The organism is Methylobacterium sp. AC315 (assembly GCF_979253755.1).
The window spans coordinates 350,190-364,512 of the sequence record NZ_CEEDEA010000002.1; the positions used below are offsets into that span (position 1 = coordinate 350,190).

The 14,323-nt window shown below is 70.6% G+C and carries 17 protein-coding genes and 1 pseudogene; 12 read left to right on the forward strand and 6 right to left on the reverse strand.

The annotated features are described in order from the left end of the window. Positions 1 to 153: 153 nt before the first annotated feature. Positions 154 to 1,284, reverse strand: a complete 1,131-nt coding sequence (locus AC0IY0_RS04390) for a TRAP transporter substrate-binding protein (protein WP_147910152.1) — start codon at positions 1,282 to 1,284, stop codon at positions 154 to 156. A gap of 170 nt (positions 1,285 to 1,454) precedes the next feature. On the opposite strand from AC0IY0_RS04390, the gene AC0IY0_RS04395 reads away from it, so the two are divergent. The 3 genes from AC0IY0_RS04395 (at position 1,455) to AC0IY0_RS04405 (ending at position 2,939) form a co-directional block, all read left to right on the forward strand. Further along, entirely contained in the window at positions 1,455 to 2,051 is a 597-nt protein-coding gene (locus AC0IY0_RS04395; protein WP_471763160.1) for a tyrosine phosphatase family protein, read from the forward strand. A gap of 202 nt (positions 2,052 to 2,253) precedes the next feature. Continuing rightward, on the forward strand, positions 2,254 to 2,463 hold the full coding sequence (locus AC0IY0_RS04400; protein ID WP_471763161.1) for a type II toxin-antitoxin system HicA family toxin: 210 nt from the start codon (positions 2,254 to 2,256) through the stop codon (positions 2,461 to 2,463). Positions 2,464 to 2,534: 71 nt separating this feature from the next. Then, positions 2,535 to 2,939, forward strand: coding sequence for a type II toxin-antitoxin system HicB family antitoxin (locus AC0IY0_RS04405; protein ID WP_419829054.1), 405 nt, complete (start codon positions 2,535 to 2,537; stop codon positions 2,937 to 2,939). Between the two features lie 10 nt (positions 2,940 to 2,949). Here AC0IY0_RS04405 and AC0IY0_RS04410 read toward each other — a convergent pair whose 3' ends face one another. From AC0IY0_RS04410 to AC0IY0_RS04425, 4 genes are all read right to left on the reverse strand, one after another. Next, the gene (locus AC0IY0_RS04410) at positions 2,950 to 4,086 is read right to left on the reverse strand and encodes a branched-chain amino acid ABC transporter substrate-binding protein (protein WP_471763162.1); all 1,137 of its coding nucleotides are present in this window, start codon (positions 4,084 to 4,086) and stop codon (positions 2,950 to 2,952) included. Positions 4,087 to 4,248: 162 nt separating this feature from the next. After that, positions 4,249 to 5,418, reverse strand: a complete 1,170-nt coding sequence (locus tag AC0IY0_RS04415; protein ID WP_147957905.1) for a polysaccharide biosynthesis/export family protein — start codon at positions 5,416 to 5,418, stop codon at positions 4,249 to 4,251. Between the two features lie 179 nt (positions 5,419 to 5,597). Further along, positions 5,598 to 5,840, reverse strand: coding sequence for a Flp family type IVb pilin (locus tag AC0IY0_RS04420; protein ID WP_147910919.1), 243 nt, complete (start codon positions 5,838 to 5,840; stop codon positions 5,598 to 5,600). A 316-nt stretch (positions 5,841 to 6,156) separates the two neighbouring features. Beyond that, positions 6,157 to 6,408, reverse strand: a complete 252-nt coding sequence (locus AC0IY0_RS04425; protein WP_147910920.1) for a DUF3072 domain-containing protein — start codon at positions 6,406 to 6,408, stop codon at positions 6,157 to 6,159. Between the two features lie 195 nt (positions 6,409 to 6,603). Between AC0IY0_RS04425 and AC0IY0_RS04430 the strand changes: the two genes are divergently transcribed. The 8 genes and pseudogenes from AC0IY0_RS04430 to AC0IY0_RS04465 all read left to right on the forward strand — a co-directional run bounded on the left by AC0IY0_RS04430 (position 6,604) and on the right by AC0IY0_RS04465 (position 12,780). Beyond that, a complete protein-coding gene (locus tag AC0IY0_RS04430; RefSeq protein ID WP_471763163.1) occupies positions 6,604 to 7,161 on the forward strand; it encodes a gluconokinase in 558 nt (185 codons plus the stop codon). Between the two features lie 3 nt (positions 7,162 to 7,164). Beyond that, positions 7,165 to 7,986: a Cof-type HAD-IIB family hydrolase gene (locus AC0IY0_RS04435; RefSeq protein ID WP_147941882.1), complete on the forward strand. Its 822-nt coding sequence runs from the start codon at positions 7,165 to 7,167 to the stop codon at positions 7,984 to 7,986. 183 nt (positions 7,987 to 8,169) lie between these two features. Next, the gene (locus AC0IY0_RS04440) at positions 8,170 to 9,135 is read left to right on the forward strand and encodes a lytic transglycosylase domain-containing protein (protein ID WP_419829051.1); all 966 of its coding nucleotides are present in this window, start codon (positions 8,170 to 8,172) and stop codon (positions 9,133 to 9,135) included. A gap of 323 nt (positions 9,136 to 9,458) precedes the next feature. Next, positions 9,459 to 10,355, forward strand: a pseudogene (locus tag AC0IY0_RS04445) (helix-turn-helix transcriptional regulator); the annotation flags it as partial. A gap of 339 nt (positions 10,356 to 10,694) precedes the next feature. Further along, a complete protein-coding gene (cysE, locus tag AC0IY0_RS04450) occupies positions 10,695 to 11,558 on the forward strand; it encodes a serine O-acetyltransferase (protein ID WP_147940638.1) in 864 nt (287 codons plus the stop codon). A gap of 104 nt (positions 11,559 to 11,662) precedes the next feature. Then, the gene (locus AC0IY0_RS04455) at positions 11,663 to 11,878 is read left to right on the forward strand and encodes a DUF3126 family protein (RefSeq protein WP_147909246.1); all 216 of its coding nucleotides are present in this window, start codon (positions 11,663 to 11,665) and stop codon (positions 11,876 to 11,878) included. Between the two features lie 128 nt (positions 11,879 to 12,006). Beyond that, complete coding sequence (locus AC0IY0_RS04460) at positions 12,007 to 12,336, forward strand: DUF6949 family protein (protein WP_147909247.1); 330 nt, start codon at positions 12,007 to 12,009, stop codon at positions 12,334 to 12,336. Positions 12,337 to 12,507: 171 nt separating this feature from the next. Further along, the gene (locus AC0IY0_RS04465) at positions 12,508 to 12,780 is read left to right on the forward strand and encodes a type 2 periplasmic-binding domain-containing protein (protein ID WP_471763164.1); all 273 of its coding nucleotides are present in this window, start codon (positions 12,508 to 12,510) and stop codon (positions 12,778 to 12,780) included. A gap of 94 nt (positions 12,781 to 12,874) precedes the next feature. On the opposite strand, the gene AC0IY0_RS04470 is transcribed toward AC0IY0_RS04465, so the two are convergent. Continuing rightward, positions 12,875 to 13,582, reverse strand: a complete 708-nt coding sequence (locus AC0IY0_RS04470) for a transglutaminase-like cysteine peptidase (RefSeq protein WP_147909249.1) — start codon at positions 13,580 to 13,582, stop codon at positions 12,875 to 12,877. Between the two features lie 299 nt (positions 13,583 to 13,881). On the opposite strand from AC0IY0_RS04470, the gene AC0IY0_RS04475 reads away from it, so the two are divergent. After that, the gene (locus AC0IY0_RS04475) at positions 13,882 to 14,160 is read left to right on the forward strand and encodes a hypothetical protein (protein WP_471763165.1); all 279 of its coding nucleotides are present in this window, start codon (positions 13,882 to 13,884) and stop codon (positions 14,158 to 14,160) included. Positions 14,161 to 14,323: the final 163 nt, after the last annotated feature.

A 14,323-nucleotide genomic window follows, 5' to 3' on the forward strand; every position in this document is an offset into this window, starting at 1 on the left:
CCTCCCCTGGTCGGCGCGCCCGGATAGCAACAGCAAAGGCCGGGTTTCCAAAGGGCTCAGCCCTTTGGCAGGGTTTGGGGCGGAGCCCCGAAGAAGGAAGGGCTGCGCCCTTCGCCCGCAAAAGGTCGACGACCTTTTGAAACCGAGATTTCGCTATCCTCGGGCCCGGGCCCGAATCATGAAGTTATCGTAGGTGTATTCGGCGACCTGGAACCAGAGATATTCTTCGTTCCGGAAGGTCCGCATCGCCTCGTAGACCCGGCGGAAATCGGCGTTCTTGGCGGCGATCTCGGCATAGACGTCGTTGGCGTTCTTGAGCGCGCCCTCCATCACGTCCTGCGGGAACGGCCGCAGCTGCGCGCCGCCGGCGACCAGCCGGCGCAGGGCCTGCGGGTTGCGCGCATCGTACTTGGCCTGGACCTCGGCCCCGACCTCGGCGGCGGCGGAGCGCAGGATCGCCTGATAGGCTTTCGGCAGGGCCTTCCACTTCTCGGCATTGAACCAGAAGTGCAGCATCGCACCGCCCTCCCAGAAGCCAGGATAATGGTAGACCGGGGCGACCTTCTGCAGTCCGAGCCGTTCGTCGTCGTAGGGGCCGATCCACTCGGCGGCGTCGAGCTTCTTGGTCTCGAGGGCCTGGTAGATCTCGGGGCCGGGGATCGCCTGCGGCTGGACGCCGAACTTCGTCAGCACCTGCCCACCCATGCCGCCGATGCGGAACTTGAGGCCCTGGAGGTCGGCCACGCTCTTGATCTCGCGCCGGAACCAGCCGCCCATCTGCGCGCCGGTATTGCCGCCGGGCAGGCAGACCAGGCCGGACTTCGCGAAGACCTCGGCGAACAGCTCCGCCGCGCCCCCCGCCAGCCACCAGGCGGCGGCGCCCCGTGCGTTGAGGCCGAACGGAATCGCGGTGGCGAGCGCGAAGGTCGGGTCCTTGGCCTGGCCGAGGGTCGCCGGGCCGTGGCCCATCTCGACCGTGCCGGCCGACACGGCATCGAGCAGGGTCTCGGCCGGGACCGGCTCGCCGGGGCCGAGCACCTGGATCTGGAACCGCCCGTCGGTGGCCTCGGCGACGATCCGGCTGAGCGCCTCGGGGGCGCCGAACAGGATGTCGAGGCTCTTGGCGTAGGCCGAGGACAGGCGCCAGCGCAGCTCGGGAGCGCCCTGGGCCAGGGCCGGCGCCGCCAGCGGCGCGGCGATCGCCGCGCCGAGGCCGGCGGTCAGGACCGCGCGGCGGGTTCCGGCGGTACGGGAGGGCGCATCATGGGGCTCGTCCAACGGCATCTCGTCTCAGTGTGTCCAATCCGGCCGGCGGAAGGTCGGCGCGCAGGTAGCACGTCCGCGGCCGTTCTCGAAAGCACCCGCGGCATGCGGAGCTGCCGCCGTGGCGCCATGGCGCCTCGAAACCGCACCGCCCCCGTGATAGGCGCCCGACCATGCGAGCCGATCCCGACATGCCACTCCCCGATATGCCCCTCCCCGATATGCCCCTCCCCGACGTCACCCTGCACACCGTGTGCGGCCTGGAGGAGCTGGCCGGGCACGGCGCGAGCGGGGTCAGCCACGTCCTGTCGCTGCTCGATCCCGGCACGCCCGAGCCGGAGGCGTTCGCCGCCTACGGCGCCCATGCCCGCACGACCCTGCACTTCCACGATTGCCTCGGCCCCGGCGACGGCCTCGTGCCGCCCGAGCCCGAACATATCGCGGCGATCCTCGGCTTCGGGCGCGACCTCGACGGTGCCGGCCACCTCTTGGTCCATTGCCATTACGGCCTGTCGCGCTCCACCGCGGCGCTGCTGATGCTGTTCGCCCAGGCCGAACCCGACGTTTCCGCCGAGGCCCTGGTCGCCCGCCTGCACGCCCTGCGCGAGCCGGCCTGGCCCAACGCCCGGATGATCGGCTTCGCGGATGAGAGGCTCGGCCGCGAGGGCCGGCTCAGCGAGGCGGTCCGCCGGCTCCACGCGCTGCAGTTGCGGGTGCGGCCGCACCTGGCCGAGCTGCTGCGTGGGCTGGGACGCGGTGCGGAGGTCGATGCTGCCGAGCGGGGGTAGGAGGCTCCCCACCTCGGATTGATCGCAGGCTGATGCCAATCGCTATCGTCACGTTCAGCCAGAACGGCTCAAACTCGTTGCGCACACATACACACGTCTGTTGCGCTGCGCGGTGCGTTGTGTAATCTTGTGCCTGTCGGAACTATGAGAGTCCCCTCCTGTAGCAGCAAGCGCGGCGGGAGGGGCAGAGAGTGTTCCAGGCATGCCGAAGAAGGTGCGTGACCGCACAACACGCGGGGTGATCGCGGCGCTTCAGAGGGACGGTTGGTTCGTCGCCCGGAAGGGACCCGGCGATCACGTCCAGTTCAAGCATCCGAGAAAGCCCGGAAAAGTCACAGTCGATACCGGCGAGCCGGAAATACCGACTGGAACCCTACGTAGTATCTATCGGCAGGCTGGATGGACTTGGTGACAGATCAGGCCGCGACCTCTCGGGACCTGCGGCCTGATCCCTCGATGGTGATAGCGACCGAGATGGCGGAAATGGCTCACGTTGTCATGCTGGTGCACCAGGAGGACGGCCGGTTCGGCGCCTCCTTCCCGGACTTCCCGGGAGCGACGACGGTCGCGGGCGATCTCGACACGCTCTATCGGAAGGCCGCCGAGATGTTGGCCTTCCACGTCGCCGGAATGGCGGAGGACGGTGAAGAGATCCCGCGCCTGCGGGCACTGGAGGAATTGCGCGGCGACCCGGGCTTTTGCGAGGACAGCGCCGACGCGATGGTCGCGCTCATGCAGGTCGAGCTTCCAGGCCGGGCCGTGCGCGTCAACATCTCAATGGAGGAAGGCCTCCTCCGACGGATCGACCGGGCCGCCGAGGCGACCGGCGAGAGCCGATCCGCCTTTCTGGCTCAAGCCGCGAAGGCGCGGCTATCGGCCGGGGCTTGAGAGCGAGAACTCACTTCCCGGCGGGCGTGAAGCTGCCGTCCTTCCAGACGTAGAGGACATAGCCCTGGGCGGTGACGTCGCCCTTGGAATCGAACCCGACCGTGCCGAGCACGACGTCGAACCGCTCCGTGTGGAGCGCCTGGGCGATCGGCCTCGGCTCGACCGAATGGGCGAAGTTGCCGGCCGCGACCAGCGCCTGCAGGGCCGCGTAGCCGTAGACGGTCGAGCCGGTGGGATCGACGCCCTCGGCCTTGAACGCCTTCACGACGGCGGCGGCGGCGGGCTGGCGGCTCGGGTCGAGGTAGAAGGTCATCAGCACGCCGTTGCTGGCCGAGCCCGCGACCTTGGCGAAGTCCGGCGTCGCGATCGCCGAGGTGCCGAACCATTGCGGGCGGTAGCCGCGATCGGCGGCGACCTTCACGAGGCGGCCCATCTCGGCGGCGTCGCCGCCGTAATACACCACCTCGATCCCCGCGCCCTTGAGCCGGTCCACCAGGGCGGCGTCGTCGGCGTCGCTCGGCGCGAACGACAGGGACAGGGCCTCGTTGATGCCGATCCGGTTGAGGTTGTCCTTGGTGGCGGCCGCCAGCGTCCGGGAGGCCGGGGTCTGGTCCTGGATCAGCGCGATCTTACGGTCGCGGAACCGCTCGGCGAGCACCGCGGCGGAGAGCCGGGCCTGATCGTCGTCGCGCCCGCAGACCCGGAAGACGTTCGGCAGGCCCCGGTCCGTGAGCCGGGCCGAGACCGAGGCCGCGCTGATCATCACGATGCCGTTCTGGGCGTAGATGTCGGAGGCCGCGATCGAGGCGTTCGAGCAGACATGGCCGACCACGAGGCGCACGTTGGAGCGGACGAAGTGGTTGGCGACCGCGGTGGCGGTGTTCGAGTCGCAGGCATCGTCCTGCGCGTCGAGGGTGACGGGCTGCCCATCGAGCCCGCCCATGGCGTTGGCATCCCGGGCCGCGGCCTCGACGCCGCGCAGCACCTGCTCGCCCACCGCCACGTAGGGGCCCGAGCGCGGAACCGCGACGCCGACCACGACATCGGCCGCCGCCGGCCCGGCCGACAGGAGCGCGAGACACAGGCTCAAGGGGAACAGCGTGGGCCGGAACAGCCCGCGGGCGGAGACGACGCGTCCGATCTTCATCGGGCTCTTCTAGGCATCCTTGCGCGAGGCAGCCACCGGCGCGGGTGGGTCGCGGCTTCGTCCGGGCGCTCCCGCGCCGCACCAAACCGCACGGGAAGCCCATACGCGAGGACGCAGCGGAACGCGATTGTTTTCCGCCGACGCGCGAAAGTCGTCCCGCGCTTACTTCGCGTAATAGTAGGCGGTCGCCACCGAGGAGACCGGGCCGGTAACGGAGGTGAAGACCGACAGCACCTTCGAGACCTCGGTGAACGGGGCGTTCGAGACGTAGATCAGGTCGCGGTTGCGCATGCGGAACGCCTGGGTTGTGAACAGGCTGTTGGGGTCGCGCATGTTGATCCGGTACACCACCGGCACCAGCGGGGTGCCGGTGAGCTTGGTGGCCGGGTTGAGGCGGCGCACCACGCTGGCGGGCTCGAACCGGAAGATGAAGGTGCCGGCCGGGTCGGCGGCGAAGTCCGAGAGGCCGCGCGCCTTGGCGAGCGCCTGGGCCAGGGTGATCCCGTCGGCCTGGAACGGCAGCTCGGTCGCCTGGCCGAGCGCGCCCACCGCCAGGAAGGTCTGTGGATCGCGCACCAGGGTCAGCACGTCGTTGGGCCGCAGGTAGATGTTCTCCTTGGGGTTCGACACCACCGTGGTCAGCGGCACCGTGGCGGTGACCGGCCCGCGCGACAGGCGCACGAAGGTCTCCGAGACCGGCGAGCGGTTGCCGCCCGCCGACGCGATGACGTCGAGGATGCGGTCGCCGTGGCCCGACAGCGGCAGGCGCGCGCCGGCGGCGCCCTCGCCGGTGACGGTCACCGCCTGGCTGATCGGCCGGGTGACCGAGACCAGCACCTGCGGCTGGATCGCCTTGCCGGCGAGCTCGTTCTCGATCAGGCCCTGGACGTCCTGGGGCCGGCGGCCGGCGACCTTGATGCGCCCGGCATAGGGCACCGAGATCGCGCCGTCGCGGCCGACCGGCTGCTCGGGGATGAGGGCGGACTTGGAGCCGGCGGAGAAGCGGTCGGCCACCAGCGGGCCGGAGAACAGGCCGCCGGAACCGGCCTCCCAGACCGAGACCGAGACCATGTCGCCGATGCCGATCACCGGCTCGGTGGAGGGGCGGTGGTCGCCGAAGGAGGCGAGCAGGCTGTCGAGGGGCCGGCCGCGCAGGGCCTCGACCACGGATGGGGTGACGTCGATGATTTCGTAGCGGGCGAGCACGCCGCCGTCGGCGGTGGCGACTTCCGCGCCGGCCTGGATCGCGCTCGCCGTCGGACCCGCCGAAGGCAGATACGAGCAGCCCGACATCGCCGTCGCGGCGAGCAGAGCGAGGGAAAGTTTGCGCATCCAGATGTTGCCCATCGGTTTTGCCGAGCCCGTGCCTAGCCCATAGCGGCCGGGGTGTCCGTAGCGGGTGGGCCACACTGCGCCCGCGACGGCCGAGCGGGCGGTTTCATCCTCACTAAGCACAGCTTTTTCGGGGCAGACGGACGAAAACTTTACGGCCGGGGCCGGAACGGCGCCCCTCAATTGGCCTGGCTCACCGTCGTGCTGATGCGCTCGTAGATCGGGGTCATCCGGGAGCCGTAATACCGGATGCTGCCGGCCGCGACGATGAAGATCAGCGCGCCGATCAGGGCGTACTCCATGGCGGTGGACCCGCGCGCGTTCGCGGCAAAGCGCGACAACGCCTGCCGGGCGAGGTCGGCCCCACGGAGGCGGGATCGTCCGGAAGCCGCCCTCGATCCCTCGCAGCTCGGCTCCGCCATCCGTGACTCCGACTTCCGCTGCGCCCGGAACCGCACCCGATCGTATCGCGATCGGGCCCGCCTCCAGGCCCCTGGTTCGACGCGCTTGCGCACGCATCCACCGGTATCCGCGCCGACGTTGAGCGCTCTCGTCGCCCGGCGCGATGGGAACGTCTAACCGGGCTCCCATTGCCGCCGGCTTAATAGTGTCTTCGAAACATCGCCTTCGAGACGTGGGTCCGAACGCCGAAAGGCCGGCGCCCGTGACGGCACCGACCTTTCGACATGTCCGATGACGCGGCCCGGCTTGGTCCAGGACGCGGTGTGCCCGGGTCGCTCAGGCGTGGCCGGCCTTGTGGCGCAGGTCGTCGATCCGCTTGGACGCCTCGGCCTTGTCGATGTCCGAGTCGAAGGCCTCCGGCTCCTTGGCCTCCTCCGACAAGGTCTTGAGGTACGAAGCCTGCGCCCCGGTCATCGGCTCACCGCCGGTGGTCCACTGATCCGGATCCTTGATCTGGTTCGAGACGTCCTTCGGATCGGTCTTCGGGTTTTCCTGGGTCGCGTCGTGCTTGTCGGCTGCCTTGGCCATGGGACCCTCGTTCCTGAAATGTTCTGTCGTCGCCGGGGAGAACGTGCCGCCCCATCCGGGGTTCCACGGGATGTCGGCGCATTGCCCCCTGTTCCCCAGAAACCTTTCCTTCCCGCCCGCCGAGCCTATTGATGAAGCCCACGGCGCAGCGTTGCGCCCCGGAGCGGTATGGTCCGGATGAGCTCGGATGGGCGGATGCAGAACGAAGCCGGAGCGGCCGCGCGGGCGGCGCAGGTCCTGGTGGTCATGGGTGTCTCGGGCTCGGGCAAGAGCACCGTCGGCGCGCTGATCGCCGAGCGGCTCGGCTGGATCTTCGTGGACGGCGACAGCTTCCACACCCCCGAGCACGTGGCCAAGATGCATGCGGGCCACGCGCTGGACGACGAGGACCGCGCGCCGTGGCTCGCCCGGATCGCGGTCTGGATCCAGCATCGGCTGGAGGCCGGCGAATCCGGCGTGGTGGTCTGCTCGGCCCTGCGCCGGGCGTACCGGGACGTGCTCACCCGCGGGAGCCGGCGCGTCCGGATCGTCTACCTGGACGGCGACAGGGCCCTCGTGTCCAAGCGCCTCGCCGAGCGCCATGGCCACTTCATGTCGCCCCGGCTGCTGGACAGCCAGTTCGCCACCCTGGAAATCCCCGGCCCCGACGAGCACCCGGTCATCGTGGGGATCGACGCGGCGCCGGTGACCGTCGCCGACCGCGTCGTGGCGCAGCTCGCCGCGGAGGCCCTCCTCCCCGCCGGAAGGACCTGAGCGATGGCGTCCGACGCACCCAAGGCGAGCGGCATCGCCCTGGTGATCTCCGATGTCGACGGCACGCTGGTGACCGACGACAAGCAGCTCGCCCCCTCGACGATCGCGGCGGTGAAGCGCCTGCGCGCGGCCGGGATCGGATTCAGCATCGCGTCGGCCCGGCCGCCTTTGGGCCTGCGGGGCCTCGTCGACGCCCTCGGCCTCGACCTGCCGATGGGGGCGTTCAACGGCGCCAGCGTGGTCCGGCCCGATCTCTCGACCCTCGCGGAGCGGCTGATCCCGGAAGCCGCCGCGCGGGCGGCGCTGGAACGCCTTCAGGCCGAGGGTCTCGACGTCTGGGTCTTCGCCGAGGGGGCCTGGTGCCTGCGCGACCCGGAGGGCCCCTACACGGATCTCGAGCGCCGGACGATCGGCGCCGAGCCGCGCGTGGTGGCCGATCTCGGCAGCCTGATGGGGGCAGCCTCGAAGATCGTCGGGGTCAGCCGGGACCACGCGCACCTGGCCGATTGCGAGACCCGGATCGGGACCGCGCTGGCCGGGCGCGCCACGGTGCACCGCTCCCAGGCCTACTATCTCGACGTGACGCCGCCCGGGCTCGACAAGGGGCAGTTCGTGGCCTGGATGAGCGCGCATCTGCGCATCCCGCCCGAGCGGATCGCCACCTTCGGGGATGCCGGGAACGACCAGCCGATGTTCGCCCGCAGCGGATTCTCGGTAGCGATGGGCAATGCCGACCCGGGTGTGAAGGCGGCCGCAAGCGCCGTGACGGACGGCAACGGCGCGGACGGGTTCGCCCACGGGGTCGCGCGCTTCATTTTGCCCTGACTGTCCAGGCCCGCACGCTGTGGATAACCGGGATGGTTAACCGACGGCGCCGCCCTGTGACCGACAAGGCACAGGGGTGCCCGACACTCCACGCGCCCACAGGCTGCCGGATCCGGGCCCCTTTACGGCCTCATTTCCCCGCGACCTAGCTTGACCACAGAACAAGCAGGACCAGGTCTCGGAATGCATCGCCTCTTCCTGGCTGCCGCTCTCGCGGTCGTGCCCGTGGCCGCCTTCGGGCAGGGCGCGCGCGACAACATCGATGCGCTGATCGAGCAGCAGGCCAAGGCGAACGGCGTCCCGGCGAGCTTCGTCCACGCGGTGGTGAAGCGCGAGAGCAATTACAACCCGAAGGCCAAGGGCGGCAGCGCCCTCGGGCTGATGCAGATCAAGCACGCGACGGCGCGCAGCCTCGGCTACACCGGCGACGCGGCGGGCCTCTACGATCCGGCGACCAACCTGCGCTACGGCGTCGCCTACCTGGCGGGCGCCTATCGCACCGCCCAAGGCAACGTCAGCCAAGCCTACCAGTACTACAACCGCGGCTATTACTACGCGGCCAAGCGCCAGGGCATCTCCACCGAGGTCGCCGCGGTGGTGGCCCCCGTCGCGGCCTCGGCCAGCGCGTTGGCGAGCCTGTTCGGCGGCGGCGTCACGGATCCCGGCGCCGCCTCGGGGGCCCTGGCCTACGCCCCCACCGCGGCCGCCGTCGCGGCGGTGCCGAGCGAGACGGTCGAGGTCCCGCTCCCGCCCCGGCGTCCGGACGCCCTCAGCGGCTCCGTCACGTATGCAAGCCTGTCCGTCGAGCCCGCCGCCGCGGGTGCCGCGCCGGCCGCCGCCGTGCAGGTGGCCGCGGTCGAGACCGTGGAGGTTCCGCTTCCGCCGCGCCGCCCGGCAGGCCTTGGCAGCGCGGAGGCCGCGCCGGCCCAGCTCGCCGAATTGCGCCTCTCACCGCAGGCCGAGCCGGCCGGAGCGTTCCAGGGCGCCGCGATGACGCAAGCGGCGGCGACCAGCGGGGTGACCGAGACCGTCGACGTGCCGCTGCCGCCGCGCCGCCCGTCGATCCAGCTGCTGGCCGCCGCCACGCCGCGCCGCGCGCCGCCCGCGGCGGCACCCGTCCGCGAGGCCACGGCCATCCCGGTCGAGTGAGGCGGAGCCGGTCCGATCGGGGCCGGACAACCACTGCTTGTCCAAAATCTGCCCACACGAGGATCCTGCTCAAGGCTTGACCACTGGGCCGATCCGCAACACATAGACGATACGCCAGCAACAGGGTTGGGCCGGTGCGGCCATGGCCCGTGGACCGGTCGAAGCGGCCGGATACAGGCGGCGCAATACAGACTTCAGGGTAGGGTACGCCAGGCTTCGCACGAACGGTCGAGCAAGCACCCGCTCGATCCTAGGTTGCGAATCACAATGCATCTTGAAGTGGCAGACATGCAGGGCAAGCACTCTGCTTTCGGGCTGGCAGGAAAGCGGACGACGCCATGAGCGGCGTGTTGGAACAGGAATCGCTCTTTCTCACGGATCTCGGGCGCCGCGTCAGGCACGCGCGCACCGTGCGTGGCTTATCGCGCAAGGTGCTGTCCCAGACCTCGGGCCTCTCCGAGCGCTACATCGCGCAGCTCGAGGGCGGACAGGGCAACGTCTCGATCATCCTGCTGCGGCGGGTCGCCAACGCCATGGGCGTGCGCCTCGACGATTTGATCACCGGCAATGACGGCCTGCCCGACTGGCCCGTGGTGCGCGACCTGCTCGGCCAGGCGAATCCGGCCCAGATCGCCGCCGCCAAGGAGGCGCTCTCCGGCGGCAGCCGCTCCGAATCGAGTGGGCGCCTGCGCGTCGCGGTGATCGGACTGCGCGGCGCCGGCAAGTCGACGCTCGGTAAGCTCGCGGCCGAGCGCCTGGGCTGGACTTTCGTGGAGTTAAACGCCGAGATCGAGCGGGAGAACGCGCTCTCGGTGCAGGAGATCTTCGCGATCTACGGCCAGGAGGGCTACCGCCGCCTGGAGCAGGCGGCCCTGCGCCGCCTCACCGAGCATCCCGGCCCGTTGATCCTGGCGACGAGCGGCGGCATCGTGGCCGAGCCGCTGACCTACGACCTGCTGCTCCAGGCGTTCTACACGGTCTGGCTCCGCGCCCGGCCGGAGGAGCACATGAGCCGCGTGCGCGAGCAGGGGCACCTCGCCACCACCGGCGACCATGCCTCGGCGATGCAGGAGCTGCGGGCGGTGCTGGCGAGCCGGGAGCCGCTCTACGCCCGGGCCTCGGCCACGGTCGACACCTCCGACATCCCGCTCCAGACCATGGTCGACCGCCTCGTTTCGACGATCGAGGCGCGGTTTGGCGAAGTGGCCGTCGCCGGCTGAAACAAGCCCGCGCCCGCGACGGAACCGCTGACAGCGACAATGGCGCGGCCTCTCCCGCAGGCCTGCCACCCTTGATCGCTGCGCTGCGGCGCACCACGCTATGGGAAGCCGCCGTCACGGGCGGCCAGGTTGCCGGAACGCACGATGCCCCAGACCAAGCGCCCCGCGCATAGCTCTCCCTGTAGGACGCTGTGCTAGGATGACCCGCAACGGTGCGGTCGTTCACCGCGTCGGTCGGGATGCCGGAGCTTCGCCGCAGCGCCCGGCCCCACCCGGCCATGAGGCCGGATCCGCGGCAGCGAAGCGCGCACCAGACACCTCGATCGCGAGCCACCGTTCATGAGTGCCAGTCCAGCCCTCAGCCCAGCCTTCAGCCGCGACGCAGGGGACCTCGCCGTCTGCGATCCGGTCTGGTCGCGGCTGCGCGCCGAGGCCGAGGACGTCTTGCGCACGGAGCCGCAGCTCGCCTCGTTCATCGTCGCGACCATCCTGAATCACGCCACCTTGGAGGGCGCGGTCGGCCACCGGGTCGCGGCCCGGCTCGGGCACCCGTCGCTGCCCGCCGAACTGGTCGCGCACGCGTTCCACGAGGCGATCGCGGCCGACTCCACCATCGGAGACGCATTTCGCGCCGATATCGGGGCCGTGATCGACCGGGATCCCGCGACGCTGCGGGCCCTGGAGCCCGTCCTGTACTTCAAGGGCTTCCACGCGCTCCAGGCCTACCGCCTCGCCCACCACGTCTGGACCCGGGGGCGGCGCGACCTCGCGCTCTACCTGCAGAGCCGGGTCTCCGAGGTGTTCCAGTGCGACATCCACCCGGCCGCCCGCATCGGCCGGGGCGTGTTCCTCGACCACGCCACCGGCCTCGTGGTCGGCTCGACCGCGGTGGTCGAGGACGACGTCTCGATCCTCCACGGGGTGACGCTGGGCGGCACCGGCAAGCAGCGCGGCGACCGCCACCCCAAGATCCGCCGCGGCGTGATGATCGGCGCCGGCGCCAAGATCCTGGGCAATATCGAGGTCGGCGCCTGCGCCCGGGTCGCGGCCGGCTCCGTGGTCCTGCGGCCGGTCCCGGCCAACACCACGGTGGTGGGTGTGCCGGCCCGCGTCGTCGGCACCGCCGGCTGCGACGATCCGGCCCGGGCCATGGACCAGCTGGTCGCCCTCGATCAGTTCATCCACGTGGGCGACGGCATCTGACCCACCGCCGCCGCGCTCGGCCGATGCGCTTGCTGCTCCGCTGCGGGCGTGGCAAGCCCTCCGCCGATCCGGGGCGCCAACGCCGACAGGGGAGGCAAGACAGCGTGACCAAAGCCGAGACCGCGAAGCTGCAGGATTACCTGCGCCGCAAGTTCGCCAACAACAACATCCGCCTGACCGCGATGAAGACGGGCGATACCGCCGAGGTGTTCATCGGCGAGGAGTCGATCGGCGTGATCGCCGACGACAAGGAGGACGGCGACGATTCCTTCGTCTTCCGCATGGCGATCCTCGACATCGATCTCGAGGACGAGGCCTGAGGCACGGCCCGCGGGCCGGGTTCCACCGGCCCGCGCCTGTGCACAGGTTAACGCTAACCCGGGCGATTGCTTAACATCCGGTAAATCGTGTGGCTAAACTCCGCGCAACCTGTTTAGGAGCGCGAATAATGGTCCTCACGCCCGCCGCCCTGGAGTCGATCCGGACGCTGTGCATCGGCCTGGCGCTGTCCGGGCTGATCGCCAGCGCCTTCGAGTTGTTCGCGGCGCGGCGGGCGAGTTTCAGCCTGCTGGAGCGGGGCGGCCTGCCCGCGGTGGCGGCCCTGCCGATGCTGGCCTTCTCGGCCCCTTTCATCATCCTGCGCAACACCGTGCGCGGCCGGAGGATCGAGGGCCGCCCGATGCCGTTCGTGATGCTGGCGACCGTGATCGCCTGCGGCTGGGGCCTGCTCTCGGGCCGGGTCGCCCTCGATCTGGCGGCGATGCTGGTCGGGGCGTGAGACCGCGGGAGACCGGGGCCGCACGCGGGCGTCCAGCCGCTTGAAAGCCCGGACGCGTCCGATGGCGAGCCCCTGTGGAACGGAGCCGGAGGCGAGCCGCTGCCGCTCATCGGCCTCGAGGCACCCTGCCTGCTGCGCACGCTCGCCTGCGAGCACCTGGACAGGCACGGATTGAGCTGGCGTATCGCCTTCGTCAGTCCGAGCCTCGGAGGCCTCTGGGCGGCCACGGTGGCCGGCCTGGGAATCGGTGTGCGGACCCCGATCGGCCTGCCCTCCTCGGTCGCCATGCTCGAGGCCGCCGGGCATGGTCTTCCATCCTCGCCGTCCCTGGGCCTCATGCTCCGCCGGTCCGACCGGGGAGCCAGCCCGCTCGTCGACGATCTCGCCGCCGCCATCCGGCAGGCCCTGCGCGAGACTCGCGACGACGCCTGGCTGCCGCCCTGACGCGCCGGGGTCGGCCCCCATGTCCGGCGGTTTTCCCGATGGGTCGGGTCGACTCGCTGGGGTGGACTGCCCTCCGCCTCGGCGAGCGCGCGGTTCACGGCTCCGCGGTGGCCACCTGGGCGGCGCCCTCCTTGCCCTCCAGCGAGACCCAGGCCTGACCGTCCTGGCCCGCGCGCTTGATGAAGCTGTAGCCGGTGCGCCGCCACGGGCGGATCGCGTCGGTCTTGTTGTCGAGGATGAAGTCGCCGTGGTCGGTGCGCACCGTCAGCACCGCGTGGCCGGCATTGGTCTCGTCGATCACGACGGTCATCAGCAGGGCCCGCCGCGAGAGGCCGCGCTCGGCCAGCATCCGGCGCTTCAACAGCTGGTAATCCTCGCAGTCGCCGAAGCCGTCGTCCGGGAAGTCCCAGCGATCGACGACGCCCCAATGCGCCTGATCGGTGATCGGCCGGATGCGCGCGTTGACCCGGCGGTTGACGCTCCGGAGGGTCCGCCACACCGCCACGGTGAGCGGGATTGCGGCGGGCTGCGCGACATCGAGGGTACATTCCTCCGGCAGGCGCCGGCAGAACTCCGTCCAGCCCGCGATCGCACCGACCGGGCCGCTGGCTTCGGGAGCCGGAGTGCCATCGGGGAGGTTCAAGCGGGCATGGGCGCGGGTGTTGGCGCCCCCGAGCATCAGGATCGTGCCCACCAGGGCGAGGCTCGCGGCCTGCCGGGCTCGGCGCAGCGGGGCGGACCATCCGCGCCAGTGGGGCGCCAGGAACGCGAGAGCCGGAATCCCACCATCCGCGTGCCGCATGGATCACGCCCCATCGCCCGATGATGACGGGAGGGTGACACGCGCGCGTGCAACGCACAATGGTTAAAGACGAGGCGATAAACGCGCGAGCCTTCGGATCGGTTCCCATTGAGGGCTGTGTAGCATCCGCGTTGCTGCAGCCCGGAGCATGCGCTGGCGGAATGGCCGCCCTGCTCCCCTCTGGAAAGCCTTGATTCGACCGAGCTTTGCCGGCTTGAGACAGGGGTGGCCCGCGGCGAGATTCGCGGGCGGATCGATCGCTTCGCAAGAACCCAGCCATCCCCCAATGGGATCGCCCCATGCCAGAGAAGGATTTCACGATGCAGCCCGCCATCCAGCAGGTGATCAGAGCGCTCGCCGAGGATGGTCGGGCCGGTGCCATCGGCATCGCCGAGCACGCCGTGGAAGCCTACCTGGCCCGCTCGCCCACCGAGGGCGACCGTGCCCTGTCGCGCGACATCCTGGTCCGCGACCTCGCCAGCCTTCGGGGCATCGCCCCGCACCTCGCCGGCTTCATCGGCCGGGTCGAGACCTTCGTGGCCACCCTTGCTCAGCCGTCGCTGAGCCGCGCCGCCTGAACGGGCTCTTTCGAATCTAGGTTTCGAGGTCCGGGGCTCGGGTGTTCCGGGTCCCGAGGGCGGGCAGCGCACTGTCGGACACGCTTTACGGCGCGTAGCCGGTGCATGCAGGCCCTCGATACAACCCCGTTATCCCAGGGCCGCGAAGCGGAGCCCGGGACCC